Annotated in this window: 16 protein-coding genes; 11 read left to right on the forward strand and 5 right to left on the reverse strand. The window is 37.8% G+C overall.

From position 1 onward, the window contains the following. Window positions 1-202 precede the first annotated feature (202 nt). A complete protein-coding gene (locus M4Z11_RS00565; protein WP_249674365.1) occupies window positions 203-4,918 on the reverse strand; it encodes an NAD-glutamate dehydrogenase in 4,716 nt (1,571 codons plus the stop codon). A gap of 256 nt (window positions 4,919-5,174) precedes the next feature. On the opposite strand from M4Z11_RS00565, the gene M4Z11_RS00570 reads away from it, so the two are divergent. The 4 genes from M4Z11_RS00570 (at window position 5,175) to rpsP (ending at window position 8,378) form a co-directional block, all read left to right on the forward strand. Next, window positions 5,175-5,855: a carbonic anhydrase gene (locus M4Z11_RS00570; protein ID WP_249674368.1), complete on the forward strand. Its 681-nt coding sequence runs from the start codon at window positions 5,175-5,177 to the stop codon at window positions 5,853-5,855. 226 nt (window positions 5,856-6,081) lie between these two features. Beyond that, complete coding sequence (ffh, locus tag M4Z11_RS00575) at window positions 6,082-7,641, forward strand: signal recognition particle protein (RefSeq protein ID WP_249674371.1); 1,560 nt, start codon at window positions 6,082-6,084, stop codon at window positions 7,639-7,641. Between the two features lie 25 nt (window positions 7,642-7,666). Then, a complete protein-coding gene (locus M4Z11_RS00580) occupies window positions 7,667-7,942 on the forward strand; it encodes a chorismate mutase family protein (RefSeq protein ID WP_249674373.1) in 276 nt (91 codons plus the stop codon). Between the two features lie 67 nt (window positions 7,943-8,009). Next, entirely contained in the window at window positions 8,010-8,378 is a 369-nt protein-coding gene (rpsP, locus tag M4Z11_RS00585; RefSeq protein WP_249674375.1) for a 30S ribosomal protein S16, read from the forward strand. A gap of 129 nt (window positions 8,379-8,507) precedes the next feature. On the opposite strand, the gene M4Z11_RS00590 is transcribed toward rpsP, so the two are convergent. Then, window positions 8,508-8,723 (reverse strand): DUF1674 domain-containing protein, encoded by a 216-nt coding sequence (locus M4Z11_RS00590; RefSeq protein ID WP_249674377.1) that lies wholly within the window; start codon window positions 8,721-8,723, stop codon window positions 8,508-8,510. A gap of 81 nt (window positions 8,724-8,804) precedes the next feature. On the opposite strand from M4Z11_RS00590, the gene htpX reads away from it, so the two are divergent. From htpX to M4Z11_RS00615, 5 genes are all read left to right on the forward strand, one after another. Further along, a complete protein-coding gene (gene htpX, locus M4Z11_RS00595) occupies window positions 8,805-9,866 on the forward strand; it encodes a zinc metalloprotease HtpX (protein ID WP_249674380.1) in 1,062 nt (353 codons plus the stop codon). A 36-nt stretch (window positions 9,867-9,902) separates the two neighbouring features. Then, on the forward strand, window positions 9,903-11,270 hold the full coding sequence (locus M4Z11_RS00600) for an RsmB/NOP family class I SAM-dependent RNA methyltransferase (RefSeq protein ID WP_249674382.1): 1,368 nt from the start codon (window positions 9,903-9,905) through the stop codon (window positions 11,268-11,270). 57 nt (window positions 11,271-11,327) lie between these two features. Next, entirely contained in the window at window positions 11,328-13,040 is a 1,713-nt protein-coding gene (locus M4Z11_RS00605; RefSeq protein ID WP_249674384.1) for a heparinase II/III family protein, read from the forward strand. A 151-nt stretch (window positions 13,041-13,191) separates the two neighbouring features. After that, window positions 13,192-14,808, forward strand: coding sequence for a bifunctional phosphoribosylaminoimidazolecarboxamide formyltransferase/IMP cyclohydrolase (gene purH, locus M4Z11_RS00610; RefSeq protein ID WP_249674387.1), 1,617 nt, complete (start codon window positions 13,192-13,194; stop codon window positions 14,806-14,808). A gap of 156 nt (window positions 14,809-14,964) precedes the next feature. Continuing rightward, the gene (locus tag M4Z11_RS00615) at window positions 14,965-15,117 is read left to right on the forward strand and encodes a DUF1127 domain-containing protein (protein ID WP_249674389.1); all 153 of its coding nucleotides are present in this window, start codon (window positions 14,965-14,967) and stop codon (window positions 15,115-15,117) included. Window positions 15,118-15,394: 277 nt separating this feature from the next. On the opposite strand, the gene M4Z11_RS00620 is transcribed toward M4Z11_RS00615, so the two are convergent. Beyond that, window positions 15,395-16,171: an SURF1 family protein gene (locus M4Z11_RS00620; protein WP_457851383.1), complete on the reverse strand. Its 777-nt coding sequence runs from the start codon at window positions 16,169-16,171 to the stop codon at window positions 15,395-15,397. Between the two features lie 250 nt (window positions 16,172-16,421). On the opposite strand from M4Z11_RS00620, the gene rpmB reads away from it, so the two are divergent. Both rpmB and M4Z11_RS00630 read left to right on the forward strand, forming a co-directional pair. Continuing rightward, window positions 16,422-16,715: a 50S ribosomal protein L28 gene (gene rpmB, locus M4Z11_RS00625; RefSeq protein WP_249674395.1), complete on the forward strand. Its 294-nt coding sequence runs from the start codon at window positions 16,422-16,424 to the stop codon at window positions 16,713-16,715. A 106-nt stretch (window positions 16,716-16,821) separates the two neighbouring features. Next, complete coding sequence (locus M4Z11_RS00630) at window positions 16,822-17,475, forward strand: queuosine precursor transporter (RefSeq protein ID WP_249674399.1); 654 nt, start codon at window positions 16,822-16,824, stop codon at window positions 17,473-17,475. 168 nt (window positions 17,476-17,643) lie between these two features. Here M4Z11_RS00630 and cobT read toward each other — a convergent pair whose 3' ends face one another. Both cobT and cobS read right to left on the reverse strand, forming a co-directional pair. Then, window positions 17,644-19,521, reverse strand: coding sequence for a cobaltochelatase subunit CobT (gene cobT, locus M4Z11_RS00635; RefSeq protein WP_249674402.1), 1,878 nt, complete (start codon window positions 19,519-19,521; stop codon window positions 17,644-17,646). A gap of 14 nt (window positions 19,522-19,535) precedes the next feature. Then, a complete protein-coding gene (gene cobS / locus M4Z11_RS00640; RefSeq protein ID WP_249674993.1) occupies window positions 19,536-20,522 on the reverse strand; it encodes a cobaltochelatase subunit CobS in 987 nt (328 codons plus the stop codon). Between the last annotated feature and the right edge of the window lie 45 nt (window positions 20,523-20,567).

The following is a 20,567-nucleotide window of genomic DNA, read 5'->3' on the forward strand; positions in this document are numbered from 1 at the left end:
AGATTGGCCGAATTGCTTATTGTGCTTATTCCACTCTTAGTATGATTTAATATTGGTTATATGCATGGATAAGAATAATGCTAATAATCTTTTATTCTTAATTTTGAATTCTCTTTTCTTTAAAGCAGACGATCCTGCTTTTTTTCTCGCAGATTATGTGTGAGAAGATAAATAAAATTTTCTAAAGTTGGTTTTAATGACTTTAGGTTTGGAAAGCAGTATTTTTAAGTTGGGCAATCATACTTGCTGTAAAAGTAAAGCGTGAAACATTGAGATCACCTTCAATCAAGGCACTAACGCGGTTGATAATATTGTAAATTTGGTCTTCACCAGATTTTAACCAAGCTGCTAGAGGATCGCTTTTTTCATTATAATTTTTAAAGATTTTTATAACGATTTGTCGCAAGCTTTCAGCAATACTTTCTTTAGCTTCACTTAAGGCCATACCATCATAATAATCAAGGATAGGAATTGCTTGGCTTGCTTCATTAATACGATTTATACGAATAATCTGAGCAAGTGAGAAATAGATTTTTGCAGTTTTCATAAGGTCACTTTTACTTTGTTTCGCAATCAAGGAAATATCACAGATCATTGGAGCGACGTCTAAAAGAGCTAATTGTGTTGCCAAAGTTTTTGGTGTTCCTTCTTCATTGTATTGCGCTGATTTTTCCTCAATTTTTTGATTGATATCTTGACTATTGGTGTGCATAAGCTTTTTTTCAATCAAGGTACGAGCTGTTTTTATTGTTTGCACAATTTCCTCTAATGGCACTGAGAGATCGATATTACGCAAGCCCCAATTGGTTGCTTCAAAAAGCATAGAAGTGATTGCGGCATAAAATTTATTTTGATTCAATCCCGGTATTTTATTATCGAGATTATCAACTTGTTTTGCAAGCTGAGGAATTTCAAAACTATCTCGGATAACAATGAAAACACGAATGATATTTTCAGTTTTTTGACCTGTTATATCTTGTAAGTGATTAACAAAAGTAGGTCCACCACGATTCACAATATCATTAGCAATGAGGGTTGCAATAATATCACGACGTAATTGGTGTTCAATGATTTCATTTTTAAAATTTTGATGAAGTTGGGTTGGAAAATAATTCAACAAGGTTGTGTCGAAATAACGATTATCAACAATAGGATTATTTGCAATTTCTTCTTGCAGAGTTAATTTAGCATAAGCTAAAATAACCGCGAGCTCTTGGCGTATAAGTCCTTGATTTTGGCTCATTCTTTGGCGTAAAGTTTGTTCATTAGGGAGAACTTCAACTTTACGATCTAGAAGTTTTCTCTGTTCTAAGTCGTGCATAAAACGTATTTGATAAGGTAAATCAATGACACTTCTGTTTTCAGCTAAAGAAAGCGAAAGAGTTTGCAAATAATTATTACGCAAGACTAATTGTTCAACTTGTGGGGTCATTTGTTTCAACAATTCATCACGGGCTTCACGAGTAAGTTTTTTGGCGCGTAGAGCTGAGGCAAGAACAATTTTAATATTAACTTCAAGGTCAGAACAATTAACACCTGCGGAATTATCAATGGCATCGGTATTACAGCGTCCACCGTTTAAAACATATTCAATCCGACCGCGTTGTGTAAGACCGAGGTTGGCTCCTTCACCAATAACTTTTGCACGAACTTGTTCACCAGTGATGCGGATGGAATCATTGGTGCGATCGCCTACTTGAGTATCAGTTTCGGTTGTTGCACGAATATAGGTTCCAATGCCGCCAAACCATAAAAGATCTACAGGGGCTGTTAAAATGGCTGAAATAATTTCAAAAGGTGTTCCTGTTTGTTTTTCAAAACCAATAGCTTGTGCTGCTTCAGGAGAAAGGGTGATTGTTTTAGCTTTTCGTGAGAAAATACCACCACCTTTTGAGAGTTTTGTTTGATCATAATCTTGCCAGCTTGAACGAGGAAGTTGAAAGAGGCGCATACGCTCTGCATAACTTGTTACTATATTTGGTTTGGGATCGATGAAAATATCGCGATGATCAAAAGCGGCAATCAGCTTTGTTTGTTGAGAAAGTAACATTCCATTCCCAAAAACATCTCCCGACATATCACCAACTCCAATGCAGGTAAAAGGTGTTGTTTGAATATCGTGATTAAATGATTCTCGAAAATGTCTTTTTACAGCTTCCCATGCACCTTTAGCTGTAATACCAATCGCTTTATGATCATATCCCGCTGATCCTCCGGAAGCAAAAGCATCGTCAAGCCAAAAATTATTTGCTTGGCTAATAGTGTTAGCCGTATCAGAAAAGGTCGCAGTACCTTTATCGGCAGCAACAACAAAATAGGGATCATCGTCGTCATAACAGATTACATTTTGAGGCGGGTATATTTTACCATCGATTAAGTTATCAGTAATCGAAAGGAGTGCTGCAATATAGTCTGTATAAGCTTGTCGTGCCGCTTCTGTTACAATGGCACGATCATTTGTTTGAGGAAGGTTGTGGGGGAAAAATCCACCTTTCGCACCCACAGGAACAATAACGGCGTTTTTGACTTGTTGAGCTTTAACGAGATCTAATATTTCAGTACGATAATCCAATGCACGGTCAGACCAACGAATACCACCACGAGCAATAGGACCAAAGCGTAAATGGACACCTTCAACTTCAGGTCCGTAAACAAAAATTTCTCGATAAGGACGTGGTTCAGGTAAACCTTCAATTTGGCGTGGATTTAATTTGGTTGCTATGATGCGCCGTGGGCTTCCATCAGGAAGAGGAGAATAGGCATTCGTTCGTAAGCTTGCAACAATGAGATTACGATAACGACGCAAAATAAGATCATCATCTAAACTTGGCACTTTCTGCAGTTTTTCTTCAATACGTTGCTGAATGATTTCTTCATTGTTGAGTCGTTCTTTTTCTTTATGGCTTTGATGAAATTTCAAATAAAACAAAGCGTAAAGATCTCGAGTAATATCAGGATAAGCATTTAAAGTTTGAGCAACGCGTTTTTGTGAATAAGGAATTCCAGTTTGTTGGAGATAACGCCCGTAATGACGCAAGATAACAATTTCGCGCCAATCGAGTTGTGCTGTTTGTGTTAAGGCATTAAAGGCATCATTGTTAGTATTTTGTTTCCAAACGGCTTCAAATGTTTCAGCGTGCTTTTGTGCGTTTTTATCAAGATCAATATCGAGTTGGAAAGCACTTTCCAATTGCATGTCATGAAGATATACAGAATGCCCATAGCCGTCTGGGAGCTCCAATGTCTGTTCAGCAATAACACGAAAGCCCATATTTTCAAGAAGGGGTACACGCTTGGAGAGGGCAAGTGCTTCATTGCGATGAAAGAGTCGCAGAGAAATATTTTGTTTTTCTTTATTGTGGGCGCGGTAAAAAGTAACGAAAAGAGCTTTTTCGTTATTAAGGCTTAAAATACGGTCAGCATCTTTAATGGCATCTTCGGCTGAAAATAAGTCACGGTAACTATTGGGAAAGTGACTGGCTAAAAATATTTGCTGATCTGTTGCTTTATGAATAAGAGCTACGGTTTGGACGCTGTCTTCCCAATTTCGCGTTATAGAGCGAACATGATGTTCCAGTGTGGTCCGCTCAATCACAGGAGCACTGTGATTTCCTGTACAATGGATAATGTAATGGACGCGGATAAGCGTACTTTCTAAGAAAAGTGGATACGATTCAAAGAAGTCACCTTTATAGGTATCAACAAGGTATATTCCAATTTTTTCGCGGATATTACTACTATATTGGTCACGTGGTACGTAGACAAGAATCGAAACAAAGCGTCCAAAAGGATCGGTGTGAGCGAGTACTCGTAAGCGCGGACGTTCATCCAATTGCATGATAAGCTCTGCATTTTCTGTCAATGTATCTATATCAGAGCGAAACATTTCATCTCTTGGATAGGTTTCTAAGACACTCATCAATGCTTTTCCAGAATAGTCGGTCTGATTATATCCAAGGCGTTGAATAATGGTCTCAGCTTTTTCTTTTAAAAACGGAATTTGCAGAATAGAGTGCGTATAGGCTGAGGATGTAAACAACCCAACAATACGTAATTCTCCACAGAGAGACCCTTCTTTATCAAAAATCTTAATACCGATATAATCCAACCAAACAGGACGGTGGATTTTTGAGCGGCTATTGGCTTTTGTAACAATAAGCAAATTGTCACTTTCCATAAAAGATAAGACTTCTTTGGGGCGTTCTTCTACGCTTGCATCACCAATAATGCGAATAGAAGCATCAGTAAGAATACCTAGTTCAATACTACCGTTTTTAAAGGCTTTTTTGGGTTCTTGACCTTCGGTAAAGTTATAGGTTCGCATTCCAAGGAAGATGAAATTATTGTCCATAAGCCATTCGAGAAATTCAATGGCTTTTACTCCTTCACTTTGGTAATTCGGTGGAAGATTTGTTTGATAGGTATGAATATGCTTCTTGACTTCTTCAACCATGGGTTTCCAGTCTTGTACAGCCGCATTGACTTGTTCAAGAACCAGAGTGATTTCATCTTTAAGCTTTTTTGTCTTTTCTTGGTTTAATGGTTCAATGTGGATTTGCATCAAGCTGATACGTTGCCCAGAGGCACATTCAAGAACAGGGTGCGCGATCAGATAGATGTGATTTATTTGTTGTTTAAAAACATGTAAAATAGAATCAAGGAGGAAAGGTTTGTTGTCATTAACCAGTGTAATAACGGTTATAGATTTATCATTGCGCGTTAAAGTGTGTTCAAAATAAATTGTACTTTTACCTGGTTGGTGGGATTTAAATGCTTCGAGGGCTGCATTTATGGCTTTGTGAAGCTCATCTTTTTTATAGAAAGCAATATCTTCTTTATCGGTATGAGCAAAAAGAATTTGTTCTATTTTATTTTGAGTGCTCTTTATATCTAATGCTGTTTGTGTTGACACAATCATCCTCCCTTTGTTTATTGTGGCAACCTTTCCTTTAATATTAAGAGCAGGTCCTTATGCCATTTTTACACTGTAACATCTTCCTTTTGAAGTGAATAGCTATTTATTGTAGCTGATAATAAAATTATTTTCTACTTTGTAAGAAGTGTTTGGTTGTTTCAAGAAAGTATATTATGTGTTTAGCAAGAATATTTTCATTAGTTTTATTTTTGTGGAGTAAGAACATATTTTTAAAGTATATGATGAAAGTAAATATGTAATGACATATTTACCAGAAAAACTTTTAAACGGTTATCACTCTTTTATAACGAATCATTTTACACATAAAGTGGAACGTTATTGGCAATTAGCGGTGGAAGGACAGAAACCTGAAACTTTAGTGATTGCCTGTTGTGATTCGCGTGCGATGCCAGAAATTATTTTTGATGCGAGTCCTGGTGAAATGTTTGTGTTGCGTAATGTCGCTAATTTAGTTCCTCCTTTTTTTCCTGATCATCAATATCATGCAACATCAGCGGCTATTGAATTTGCAGTGCAATTGCTGAAAGTTAAGCATATTGTTATTTTGGGGCATGCGCATTGTGGGGGAATTAGGAATGTTCTTAATGGAAAATGTACATCTTTATCATCAGAATCATCAGACTTATCATCAGATGATTTTATTGGTCGATGGATGAGTCTTTTGTTTCCTGCTGGAGAAGCAGTAACCAAGAATAAATTAATCACTCCTTTAGAGCGACAGACTGCGTTAGAACGACTTTCTATTCGTTATTCATTGCAGAATTTGGAAACATTTCCATGGTTAAAGAAACGTAAGGATCAAGGACTTTTGACAATACACGGTGCTTGGTTTGACATTGCAAATGGTGAATTATGGAGTATGAAACGGGAAACAGGTGATTTTATACGTGTTGAGAGTGGAACTTTTGCGCAGGTATAAGTGATTTTTATTTTAGTTTTCATATAAAAAGATGCTGTGTGATATATCTTGACAAAGAAGGGTTTTTGTTGTTTGAAGAAAACAGCATTCAATGACAAGATTAATTTGGAGCCACCGCCTGGGACCCCGTTGTGGTATAAAAAGATCCCAGAGGTCAACATCCGACAACGCGTTGCGTCCTCGGGTGCCATGTTGATTTGTTTGTTATGAAGCAATGAGGTAAGTGATGTTTGAAACTTTGCAAGAACGTCTTGGTTCCATTTTATCTAGTTTGACGGGACGTGGCGTTTTATCAGATCAGGATATAACAACAGCATTGCGCGAAATTCGCCGTGCTTTGTTGGAGGCTGATGTTGCTTTAGATGTTGTTCGTTCTTTTACTGATAGAGTTCGTAAGAAAGCTGTTGGAGCTGCAATTGTTAAATCAATTAAACCTGGTCAAATGGTTGTGAAAATTGTTCATGATGAACTGGTTCATATGCTTGGGGGGGAGGGTGTTTTAAGTGATCTCAATGCGCCAGCGCCCGTTGTTGTTATGCTGGTTGGTTTACAAGGATCAGGTAAAACAACAACAACAGCAAAACTTGCAAAGCGTTTAACAGACAAGCACAATAAAAAAGTTTTAATGGCATCGTTGGATACGCGCCGTCCTGCGGCGCAAGAGCAACTCCGTCAATTAGGAGAGCAAGTGCAAATTGCGAGTTTACCGGTTGTTCCTGATCAATCTGCTGTCGATATTTCTGCACGTGCAGTGCAGGCTGCTAAATTAGGGGGGTATGATGTTGTGCTTCTTGATACAGCAGGACGTAACCATATTGATGAAGCACTTATGCTTGAATTAAAAGAAATCAAAGCATCTTCACAACCTTACGAAATTATGTTGGTGGCTGATAGTCTTACTGGTCAAGATGCGGTTAATCTTGCACGTTCTTTTGATGAGCGTATAGGGATTACGGGAATTATTTTAACACGTATGGAGAGCGATGGTCGTGGTGGAGCTGCTCTTTCAATGCGCGCAGTAACGGGTAAGCCGATTAAAGCAATTGGAACCGGTGAAAAAATGGAGGCTCTAGAAGAATTTCATCCCCGTCGTGTTGCAGATCGTATCCTCGGTATGGGTGATATTGTTTCTTTGGTCGAAAAGGCTGCTGAGACAATTGATCGTGAAAAAGTAGCAGCTTTTGCGAAAAAAATGCAGGCTGGAAAATTTGATCTTAATGATTTGGCTGAACAGTTGCATAAAATGAAAAAACTTGGTGGAATGGGTGGCATTATGGGTATGATGCCAGGATTGAGCAAGGTGAAGGATCAGATTGCAGCTGCAGGTTTTGATGATCGTCTTTTTAATCGACAATTAGCAATTATTTCATCTATGACGCATGCAGAGCGTGCTAATCCTGAAATTTTAAAACATAGCCGTAAACAAAGAATTGCTAAAGGGTCGGGGACAAGTGCAGCAGATATTAATAAGCTTTTAAAAATGCACCGCCAAATGGCTGATATGGTAAAAGCTATGCGAGGCAAAAATAAAGGCGGTTTTCTGGAGAAAATGTTAGGGGGGGTCGGTTCCAAAATGAGATTTAGTGGTATGAATGCTCCTGGGGCTATACCTGATTTATCAGAACTTGATTCAACTCAATTCTCAAAACTGCAAAAGCAGATTGAAAAGGGTCATTTAGGGAGTGGATTACCCGGACTTCCAGAGCGTGGATTAACATTTCCTAGTCTTTTAAATGATCTTTCAAAGGGTAAGGAGAGAAATTCTCCTTTTTCTAAGAAGAAATAAAAAGACAAAAAGAGAAGGAAGTGTAATGCAGGGAAAAGCACCCAATAATTTAGGGCATTTGCGGGCATATATTGGTAATTTTAATGCAGCACTTATTAATTTTTTAGCACAAAGGTTTTGTTGTACGCAAGGGGTGAGAGGGGATAAAGTGCGTTATGGCTTGCCTACAGTTGATCGTACGCGTGAGCAATGTCAGGTAGTACATTTGCAGCAATTAATGCTAGACAGTCATCTTACTCGGAATCTTGCTGAGAAATTTATAGTTCATTACTCAAGAAGTGAATTGATGAGTACAAAATGATTTCTAAAGAACACAAAGAAACAAATTAATTTAAACGACAAGTCACAGATGACAACAGGAGAAAGATATGGCATTAAAAATTCGTTTGTCCCGTGGTGGTTCAAAAAAGCGTCCTTATTATCATATCGTTATTGCGGATGTGCGTAGTCCGCGTGACGGGCGTTTTCTTGAACGTGTTGGTGCATGGGATCCAATGTTGCCCAAAGATGGAAAACGTGTGAAACTTAATGAAGAGCGTATCCAATATTGGCTTGGTCAAGGAGCTCAACCGACAGATCGTGTTCTACGGTTTTTAGATGCTGCTGGTTTAAAAAAGCGTTCAGCACGTAATAATCCTCATAAAGGTGAGCCTGGTAAAAAAGCACAAGAACGTATAGCTGCAGCAAAACAAGCTACTGAAGAAGCGTCAGAAAAAATTTCAAAAGAAGAAGCATAATTACATTAAACAAATCAACAGTGTGAACCTTAAAAGCTTACACAACGTAAAATTTCACTGTTGGTTTTGTTGTAAAAAGTTTATTTCTTTTAGAAGATGACTTGGTTTTTTTTTAAGTCAATAAAGACTTTAAAAGTCAATGGCTCGACCTTTCACTTCCCAGTCTCCATAACGCGCGGGATCTTTTCCGCCGCGTCCACCGTTTTCTAATGGCTGGTGTTCATTTGTTGCACATTTACGTCTTTCTTCAGCTTCTTGAAGAGCACGTTGTGCTTCAGGAGGAAACCATGTGTGTTGGGGAATAGTGGTATTTTTCTTACTCATTTTTTTGTCTTTTTTGTTCATTTTGTACCTCAATTTCATTGAAGAAATAACAAGAGAGCCCCATCCTATAACAATATAATATTCTATCATGGAGTTTTAATTATGAATAGAGTGCGTACAGCAATGCTTTTAGCTTTTATGACTGCTCTTTTTATGGGGGTTGGTTATCTCATTGGAGGAAGCAATGGTACTCTTATTGCGTTTTTAATGGCAGGGGGCTTAAATTTTTTTTCCTATTGGAATTCAGATAAAATAGTTTTGCGTATGTATGGAGCGCGTGAGGTTGATCAGTATTCTGCACCAGTTTATTATAATATTGTGAGCGAATTGGCTCAAAAAGCCTCTCTTCCTCAACCGAAGGTTTACATCATTGATAGTGCGCAGCCGAATGCTTTTGCTACGGGGCGTAATCCACAAAATGCGGCTGTTGCTGCTAGTACAGGATTGTTGGAAAAATTAAGTGCAGAAGAAATTTCTGGAGTTATGGCTCATGAATTAGCGCATATTGAACATCGTGATACATTAACGATGACTCTTACAGCAACAATTGCAGGAGCTATTTCAATGCTTGGTAACTTTGCTTTATTGATGGGAAGACAGCGTAATTCTTCAAGATCTTCTCAAGGTGCAGGGACATTTGTCAGTATTATTGCCATGTTGATAGCGCCTTTAGCAGCTATGATAGTGCAAATGGCTATTAGCCGTACCCGTGAATACGCTGCTGATCGGAGAGGTGCTGAAATATGTGGTAATCCTTTATGGTTAGCTTCAGCTTTGAGAAAGATTGCAGGAGGTGGACATACGGTCTATAATGAAAAGGCAGAACATCATCCAGCGACAGCTCATATGTTTATTATTAATCCTTTGAGTGGTGAAGGTGCGGATAGCCTTTTTTCTACACATCCAGCGACAGTAAATCGCATTGCGGCATTGCAACGGCAAGCCGTAGAAATGAATATATCAACAATTGATCAAGGCATTATCAAGCACTATGAGGGGGATGAATTGAAAGGGCTAAATAATATAAATATCTTGGACTCTGAAAATCTAAGTTTTAAGGATAAGAATAATACGTTGAGCTCTCAAGAGACAAATGTTTTGCCATGGGTGAGAAATCGTCCTGCTTGGCTTCGTCGTAAAAATAACAAGAAGTCTTCATCATAAAGATTAAAAAGAAAAAAGTAGAATAAAGGCATTGTTTTGAAAGATAAAAAAGCGGGGCATATGTTTGAGATAAATATGCCTGGGTTGGTTGTTCGGCAAGTTTGCGTTCGTTTATTAGGTGCTGTGCTTGATAAGCGTACATCTCTTGCTGGTTTGACAGATAATGAGTATGGTCATCCACAATATTTAAAGCTTTCATATCGTGATCGTTTATTATGTCGGGCTATTTTGGGAGCGGCATTACGTCATCGAAGTCAGATTACAGTGGCTTTATCACACTTTTTGGTGCGACCTTTGCCAGCACAAGCATTTTCATTGCATCATCTTTTACATATCAGTATAACTCAGATTCTTTATCTTGATATTCCCGACCATGCAGCAATTGATTTAGCGGTATGCGTGGCAAAGATTGATCCACGTCTGCGCCGTTTCTCGGGATTAGTGAATGCTATTTTACGTAATTGTGCACGTGAGGCGGCTATTTTGCGGATGCAAACGCCTACAATTAAAGCTATTCCAATGTGGTTCGGGCAACTTTTAGTATCAACATATGGAGCAGAGAAAGCTGATCAAATTTTAGCCATTCAAAGTATAACGCCTCCTCTTGATTTGACGGTGAAATCTGATAGCGTTGGTTGGGCAAAGCGGTTGGGAGGAATTGTTTTGCCTAATGGTTCAGTTAGGCTTGTTTCTTCGGCTTATTCTGTCGCTGATTTACCAGGTTATGCAGAGGGAGCTTGGTGGGTTCAAGATTTTGCAGCTGCTTTACCCGTTTGTTTGTTGGGAAATATTCATGACAAAAAGGTAGCAGATCTTTGCGCAAGTCCTGGAGGTAAAACAGCGCAATTGGCTTTGCAGGGGGCAGATGTAACGGCTATCGATATTTCAGCCAATCGATTAAAGCGTTTAAGAGAAAATATGGATCGACTCAATTTCTCAGTGCACTATTGGCATGGTGATTTAAGACAATTTCATCCTGATCAGCTTTTTGATGCTGTTCTTCTTGATCCACCTTGTTCTTCTACAGGGACAATACGCCGTCATCCAGATATTTTGTGGACAAAAACAATGGAGGATGTCACCAAATTAGCAGAGATGCAATATGATTTGCTTTTAGCAGCGATTGCTTTAGTGAAAAAAAATGGACGCATTGTTTTTTCTAATTGTTCATTGGCAAAAGAAGAGGGCGAAGATCTTGTTAAGAAAATTTTATCAACATGTCATCATATTGTCTTAGAGCCTATTTTAGCAGAAGAAATGGGTGCTATGGCACATTTGGTGTCAATGGAAGGTTTCTTGCGAACGATACCTTCTGATTGTTGTGATGAAAATTTTAATACAGAGGAAAAATTATTCTTGGGAATGGATGGTTTTTTTGCAGCACGCTTCCGAAAGGTACATTAATTAACGTTTCATTTACTCAAATAGTTGAAGTTGTATTTGATAAATGTAGACGGAGATATGGTTGTGGTAATTACAGAGATTGCTCCTCAGATAAAGGCATCAACCGTTTTATATGCAATACAACAATTTCTAAGACGTTTACGGACAGGACCACTCTTTCGTTGGCGATTTTCTGGTTTTCGTCCACAAAAGATTTTAGCGCATCCAATTGATTTGCATCTAGCTGATCCAATGATGGCGCATGAATTTTATCATGGTCGTTTTTCTTTTTTTGGTTGTACAGTACAATCGGGCGCTCTTTCGCCTTTTTCATTAGTGCCACCAATGTTGCAATGGGAAATAGCACTGCATGATTTTCATTGGTTACGCCATATGACAGCCGCACGGAGTGAGTTGGCAAAAGCTTATGCGCGTTCTTTGGTGGAAGATTGGTTGGAGCATCATAGTAAGAAGATAAAAGGGCCTTCTTGGAGTGGAGCCGTTGTGGCAAGACGACTCATTTCATGGATTTGTCATTCACAAATGCTATTAGAGGGGGTGAGTGAGGGCTTTAAAAAGCGTTTTTTACGTTCACTTGGTTTTCAGTTTCGTTATTTGCGCATCTTGATTCGTTGTATGGAAGCAAATGAACAGCGTTTACAAGCTGCAATTTCTTTAGTAGTTGCATCTTTAGCTTTGCCTGTTTCTGCGGCAGTGAAGAAAAAAGTACAAACTTATCTCATTTATGAACTTTCACATCAAGTTCTTATTGATGGTGGCCATATTTCCCGTAGTCCTGCTATTTTGCTCGATTTATTATCGGATTTATTATCTTTGCGTCATCTATATATGTACAGTAATGAAACAGCGCCGCGTATTTTAATTGATTCTGTTGAGCGTATGTTGCCTGCTTTGCGATTTTTTATTCATGAAGATCAAACATTAGCCCGTTTCAATGGCGTTGGGCCTATTATACCAGAACGTTTATCGGCTATTTTAAATTGTGATGAAACAGCTGGACATCCTTTTAGTCATGCCCGTTATTCTGGTTTTCAGCGTTTACAGGCTAATCAAACGATAGTTCTTGCAGATACGGGAAAATTTCCGCCACCTTCTGTTGCAGGATATGCATGTTCAGGATGTTTATCATTTGAGATGTCTTCGCAGGGAAAACGCTTTATTATCAATACAGGGATTGATCCTTATGGTTCTGCAGAATATCAACATTTTGGGCGTTTGACAGCAGCGCATTCAACAGCAACAGTGAATGATTGTTCAGTGGGAAATTTTCGTAAAAAACAGAACAATGGCGTTTCTCTTTTGCTTGAAGGACCAACAGATGTTCAAGTACAACGCATAGAAGATTTAGAAAAAATTGGCTTTATTGCATGTCATGATGGCTATGTGAAGCCTTTTAATCTTATGCATGAACGTGGCCTCATTTTAGCTAGAAATGGGGAAATGATTGAAGGTTTTGATCACTTTTTTACACCGAAGAAAAATCGATGGTATAAATATAAGGCAAATCATAGTGAAGGAGATAGTGTTGCTGTTCGATTTCATCTTAATCCGCAGGTTGAGGCCCATTATGATGGCAATTGCGTCCGCTTAGCTGTAGAAAGTGGCCAGGAGTGGCATTTTACATCATCTGATGCTGAAATTTTTCTCGAAGATTCAATTGATTTTGCTGATTTAAAAGGTCCACAACGAACACGGCAAATTGTTTTATATTTTCGTCCTGCATTACAAAGAAAAATTCATTGGCGTTTTATGCGTCATAGATTAGCATAATGTTCGCTTGGGAATATCAACCAAGATGATTCTATTATTTGTGGGTTGAAGCATTGGCTGGATGTCCTTTGGGTATGTTTTGGCAAAAGCTTATGCTATATCCATAGTGGCTTTTTTTGAATTTTAGCCATTTTATTTTAGGATTTCTATTATGGTTGTTATTGCAAAACAATTTTCTACGGTCGATCTTCGTCACATTCGTCGTGCTCTTCTTTCTGTCTCTGATAAAACTGGTTTGATTGAGTTTGCGCAAACACTGCATGCTTATGGAATTGAGTTAATTTCAACGGGAGGAACATCCAAAGAGTTAAGTGCTGCCGGATTACCTGTAATTGATGTTTCTGATATTACAGGGTTTCCTGAAATAATGGATGGACGCGTTAAAACACTCCATCCTTTGGTTCATGGTTCTTTATTAGGAATAAGAGACGATCCAAACCATAGAGCTGCTATGGAACAGCACGGTATTAATGAAATTGATCTTCTCGTTGTTAATCTTTATCCCTTTGAAGAAACTTCCCGGTTAGAGGTAAATTCGCAGACAATTCTTGAAAATATTGATATTGGTGGACCAGCAATGATCCGTGCAGCGGCTAAGAATCACGCTTATGTTGGTGTTGTGACAGCAGTTTGTGATTATGCGTTGGTCATGGATGAATTAAAGCAGCATGATGGGTGTTTAAGCTTTTTATTGCGGCGTCAATTAGCAACACGTGCTTATGAGCGTACGGCTGCTTATGACACTGCGATAGCAGCTTGGTTTGCAAAAGATTTAAAAATTCAAGCACCGTCTTGGCGGAGTTTTTCTGGTCATCTTGAAAGTGTGATACGCTATGGAGAAAATCCACATCAAAAAGCGGCATTTTATCTCTCTGGTGATAAACGTTTTGGTGTTGCTACTGCGACACTTTTGCAAGGAAAAGAACTTTCTTATAATAATATAAATGATACTGATACGGCATTTGAACTTATATCAGAATTTAATTCTCAAAAAAGCGCTGCCGTTGCCATTATTAAACATGCTAATCCCTGTGGTGTTGCAGAAGGGCAGAATTTAAAAGAGGCTTATTTGAAAGCTTTGGCGTGTGATAATATTTCAGCATTTGGTGGTATTATTGCTTTAAATCGGCCTCTTGATGAAGCCTGTGCAGAAGAGATTATTAAAATTTTCACTGAAGTAATTATTGCTCCTGATGCTACCAGGCCTGCACGTGAAATCATTGCTCAGAAAAAAAATCTTCGTTTATTAATAACAGGAGGAATGCCTGATCCACGTGATAACGGGTTCGTTGCTAAAACACTTTCAGGAGGACTATTAGTGCAAACGCGCGATAATGTGGTTGTTGATGATCTTGAGTTGCAAATAGTAACAAAACGAGCGCCAAGCCAAGATGAAATGCGTGATCTTAAATTTGCTTTTCGTGTTGTTAAACACGTCAAATCAAATGCTATTGTTTATGCAAAAAATAACGCGACAGTTGGGATTGGCGCTGGTCAAATGAGTCGTATCGATTCGGCAAGAATTGCAGCGCGTAAGGCTGAGGAAAGTGCGCAAAAAATGAACTTAACAGAAGCTTTAACCAAGGGATCTGTGGTTGCATCAGATGCATTTTTCCCCTTTGCAGATGGATTGCTATCCGTGATTGAAGCTGGTGCAACAGCGGTTATTCAACCAGGTGGATCGATACGCGATGAGGAAGTTATCGCAGCAGCCAATGCACATGGTCTAGCAATGGTTTTTACAGGAGTGAGACATTTTCGCCACTAAATTTGCGCTCTTTCTTTATTTTTATTCTCAAAGATAAGAAAAATATGCTTCTGTGTTATAAATGCAGATCAGTTATGCAATTATAACACTCCTCATTTTTGTAATTTGTTTTATCTTATTTGTTTAGGAATTTAATATAATGGTTTGGTGAAAAATATGAATATTTTCCGTTCTTATAGTCAATGGCGTCGTTATCGTCGGACGGTTAATGCGTTAAGTAGTCTTTCGATATATGAGCTTAGTGATCTTGGTATTAATCGTGCTGATATTAATTCGGTTGCATGGCGTTCTTCCCATAAATCATTGTAATATTATTGTTTGATAAAAATCTAGTTTATGAAATTGCCTAGCGTTTTAAAGAGCGGTGTTTTTGTTTATAGTGTTGTCAGTAAATTTTAGAGAAAGACATTATTTTCTGCTGGTCTAGAGGATGCAGTATGTTATCCTCTAGGGAGGAAGAATAACGGAAAAACAGAAAAATAAACTGTAATTTGTTCTGCTCTCGAGAAATGTTAGGCATGGTTTGAAGATAAGAATTAGGTATCTGCGTTTAAGTGTATAAGGGAGGAGAGTTTTTATGCTCTTTTCAGTTTTTATATCGCAGCAGAAGAAGAGATGTTCCTAAAACACCAGCAGCTAAAATAAACCATGTTATAGCATATGTTAAGTGGTTGTTGTGAAATTGCACAACAGTAAGGCCAGGAATGGGAAGATTTTCTTGTGAAACTGTTTGTGATTGAGCATCAATAAAGTAGGGAGCAACAGGAGAAACGTTTAGTTTTTTGGCCATAGCGGGGAGTTCGCGCGTATGCCATAAATTTTGGTCAGGTTTGTTTTTGCGTGGAAAAAACCCATTTTTTTCACTCATCCGTAAAAGGCCAGTAATTGTGATCTGATCCAGAGTATGTGCTTGATTGTTATCAAGCGGAGCGTTTTTTTCTTCTTGTTCAAATTGATGACGTGCTTCCATAGGAATAAAACCACGATTGACAAAAGTTACTGTGTCATCGGTTGTTTTTAAAGGAGTTAAAACCCAATAACCAGTGGTATTTTGTGTAACAGCGGTTACGAAAATATTTTTGTTTGTAAGAAGCTTCCCGGTGATTGTGACGGGACGATATTCATCTTTATTAAAAGTAATATCCGGCCATTGGTTGTAAGGTGGCGCTTTGATAGGTGTGAGATGGATACGTTGATTAGCACTAGTAATAAGATTTGTTTTCCATTTTAGTCGTTGTAGTTGCCATACGCCTAATGCACTAAAGATAACAAAAAGAAATACCCATAAAATGCTAAATAGAACAGAAACAAGACGGATGCTTTTGCGTTGGAGGTTTATTTTAGAATGATTCATTGTAACCATGATAAGAATGTCTTTTAACATGAAAGAAGCTAAAAGAAAGTATTTTATAGGCTTTTATCAAAAAAATGATAAAATAAACCGATAGAGGGGTTAAAATATCTCTAAAAGGCTTGACTTTTATAGCCAATAACTTATAAAGCTCGCTTTTCCAATAATGCTCGTTTAAAGTGATGGGTGGATTTGTTGTTTGCATCCATTTTATTTTTCTGGTATTGGAGTTTGGAACTTCTTAAGTTTAAAGGTGAAATCTATGTCTCGTGCCTGCGAATTGACAGGAAAAGCGGTTCAGTATGGTAATAATGTCAGCCATGCAAATAATAAAACCCGCCGTCGTTTTTTACCAAATCTTTGCAATGTGACATTGATCTCGGAATTGCTTCAGCAGAGTTATCGTTTGCGTGTTTCTGCAAATGCTTTACGTTCGGTTGAGCATCGCGGTGGTCTTGATAATTTTTTGATTAAAGCTGATGATAAAGAACTATCCCAGCGTGGGCGTTTATTAAAACGTCAGATTATGAAAAAAAAAGCTGAAAAAGCTACTTAATTCTTTATTTTTTGGTTTTGCTGCAGAATGTTTACTTTCGTTTAGGGAAAGAAAATGTTTGACTATTTAGATCCAATATTTTGATTCTATTCCCTAGGTTAAAAGAATGTCTTCAACATATAAATCTTTAGCTGCGCAAAAAGAGAGAAATTATCTTTTTTTTGCAAGCTTTGCAATGTGTGTTGCGGTAGTTGCTTCCAATATTTTGGTTCAATATCCTGTTGGTCTATTTGATTTGGATGCGCTATTAACCTATGGAGCTTTTACATATCCCTTTTCTTTTTTAATTAATGATTTGACCAATCGTTTTTATGGTCCGGATGCAGCAAGGCGTGTTGTGTATGTTGGTTTTATTTCTGCTGCTTTTATTTCTTGGATATTAGCTACACCACGTCTTGCAATTGCTTCTAGTACAGTGTTTTTATTTGGGCAATTACTTGATATAATAGTCTTTACACCTTTGCGTCGTAAAACATGGTGGAAAGCACCTTTAATAGCGGCGTTAGTTGGTTCAGCTTTAGATACAATTTTGTTTTTTTCTCTTGCTTTTGCAAGCAGTTTTTCCTTTATCGATAAATTGGTTGATTATTCTGATAGTTCTATTATTGACAGTGTTATTGTCATAGGTATTAAAATTCCTGTTTGGTTTTCACTTGCTTTTGGTGATTTTTCAATAAAAATTATTATGAGCCTATTTATGCTTGTGCCTTATGGGATAATTTTAAGGAGTTTTCGGACTCCTTTTTATCAAGGGCGTTGAGAAGAAAAGATATCTTTTGTTTATTCAAAATAATGATAGTTATTATATTATGCTCCTAAAATAGAAAATTTTTTATTCTATTCTCGGCAAAAGCTGACGTGTAATAGTATTTATGCAGGATGCAATGGTTGGTTGGAGTCTTTATCTTTTCAAATTCTGTTCTAAAAATTAAGGATTCTTATTAAAGAGTGCTATAAGCTGTTTTGTTATGGCATTCGCTAACTCTTCAGCATTGATGATTGTTACAGCGTGTTGATAATAACGTGTTACATCATGGCCTATACCGATAGCAATTAGTTCTATAGGGGAGTTTGCTTGAATTTCTTGAATTACAGCACGCAAATGTTTGTCCAGATAATTACTGGGATTAACAGAAAGAGTTGAATCGTCAACAGGAGCACCATCAGAAATAACTATCAAGATTCGACGATGTTCATGGCGCGATATAAGGCGCTGATGCGCCCAAATGAGGGCTTCTCCATCGATATTTTCTTTCAGTAGTCCTTCTTGCAGCATTAAGCCCAAATTGCGTCGAGCGCGGCGCCATGGTGTATCAGCACTTTTATAAATGATATGGCACAAGTCATTCAAGCGCCCTGGATGAGAGGGTTTATTTTGATTGATCCACTTTTCGCGCGATTGTCCTCCTTTCCACGTTTTTGTGGTGAAGCCTAAAATTTCTACTTTGACTCCACAACGTTCAAGAGTTTGTGCTAAAATATCAGCACAACTTGCTGCAACAGTAATAGGGCGTTCTCGCATAGATCCTGAATTATCAATAAGCAGAGAAACAACTGTATCACGAAATTGTGTTTCACATTCCATTTTAAAAGAAGGAGGATGCATTGGATCAATAATGAGGCGTGGAAGGCGTGTTGTATCAAGATAACCTTCTTCGAGATCGAAATTCCAAGCACGGTTTTGTTGTGCCATGAGGCGGCGTTGGAGTCGGTTTGCTAAGCGTCCAACAATGCTTTGGAGATGATTTAATTGTTGATCAAGATAATGACGTAAATGATCTAATTCTGTTACAGAATAAAAATGAGTTTCATCCAAAATAGTGTCAAATTCATGGGTAAAAATTTTATAATTCGCTAAATTTTCCATTTTCTGAGAAACATTAAGAAAGTATTTTGATTTTCCTGATTTGTTTTGTTGAGAATTCTCTTGTTCGTCTTTAGGTATGTCATGATTATTTGACTGAATGGCTTTTTCTTTTCCTTTATTTTGTGCATCGTTACTTTGTTCGGTTGTTTTTTGTTTGTCACTTTGAGATTTTTTTTCGTTTGCACTTTCTTCTTCTGTTTGATTTTGCGTATCGTGGTTGTTTTTTTGTTTTTTAGAAATTTGATTATCAGAGTTTACTTTTAATGGATTAGCCATTTCGAGTACAACGAGCATTTGACGTGCTATTTGTGCGAAAACACTTTGGTTATAAACATGAATTGTTAGCTCATGTAATTCTCTTGCAACTTTTTTTTCTATTGACTGACGCCATAACTCCAAGACAAGCCCGGCTTCTCGTGGGGGAAGGCGTTTTGTTATTTTTTCACGCAATAAAAGCGCGATCGCTTCTTGAAAAGGAGCTTCATTTTGATTCCTTATCATTTGATAACGGGCTTTTTTATATTTATCAGCGAGCATTATCTCAAGATTTTGTGCGATTCCTTTCATTGTTAACGTACCAATTGCTTCAATACGTGTTTGTTCAAGTGTGTCAAAGATAGCTCGTGCTTCTGGTTCTGTCGGGGCAAACTGGGTATGAATATGGCTATCATGCCATGCTTTGCGTAGTGCCATAGAATCGCCTAATCCACGAGTAACAGCGATATCATTATCTGTTATTTGTTGAGGTAATTCTGGTAAACGCGCGCAATTATTGCTTAATGATGGCCTGTTATGACTAAACATAACGTTAAGTTCGCGTATGTTAGCAATAGCACGAATACAAGTAGAAGTGGCTCTTTTAAAAGTTTCAATATCAAAGTTGCTATTAGAAGAATGTTTTGCTGAATTTTTGCTGTTATCGCCTACTTTTGCAGTCATGATTGACGCATTCCTTAAGGCAAGACCTGATGAATAAGTGATTCAGGAAGTTCATTTCCAAAGGCACGTTGATAAAATTCCGCAACAGTTGCTCGTTCAAGTTCATCACATTTATTGAGGAAAGTTAAACGGAAAGCAAAACCAATATTTTGAAAAATTGTAGTATTTTCTGCCCAAGTTATAACGGTACGCGGGCTCATAACTGTAGAAATATCTCCATTCATAAAAGCTTTGCGCACCATATCAGCAACATGTACCATTTGTGAGATAGTTTTTTTACCCTCAGTAGTTTGGAAATATTTTACCTTCGAGCAAATGATATCAACTTCTTTATCATGAGGTAAATAATTTAATATTGTTACAATCGACCAACGATCCATTTGAGCTTGATTGATTTGTTGGGTACCATGATACAGCCCCGTTGTATCGCCAAGACCAATAGTATTTGCTGTTGCAAAAAGTCGAAATGCTGGATGAGGAATAATAACGCGGTTTTGATCAAGCAAACTAAGGCGTCCAGAAGATTCAAGCACTCGCTGGATGACAAACATAACATCTGGTCGTCCTGCATCATATTCGTCGAAAATGAGAGCAATATTATTTTGATAAGCCCATGGCAAAATGCCATCTTTAAATTCGGTGATTTGCAAACCGTCTTTCAGGACGATAGCATCCTTTCCGATTAAATCAATGCGACTAATATGTCCATCAAGATTAATTCGAATACAAGGCCAATTAAGACGTGCAGCAACTTGTTCAATATGCGTTGATTTTCCTGTACCGTGATAGCCAGATATCATAACACGTCGGTTAAAAGCGAAACCTGCCAAAAGTGCTAAAGTTGTTTGTTGATCAAAAAGATAATCAGGATCTAAATCAGGAACATGAAGGCTTTTTGTACTAAAAGCAGGAACTTTCATTTCAGTATCGATATTAAATACATCCTGAGCCCAGACTGTTGTGTCAGGCATATTTGAGACTGTAAGATTTGTTGTTGTCATCATTTTTGGGAAGATATCCGCTGTTTATTATTTTGTTGTCAAACA

It is taken from the genome of Bartonella bilalgolemi (assembly GCF_023500045.1).
In the GTDB taxonomy this organism is placed as follows: domain Bacteria; phylum Pseudomonadota; class Alphaproteobacteria; order Rhizobiales; family Rhizobiaceae; genus Bartonella; species Bartonella bilalgolemii.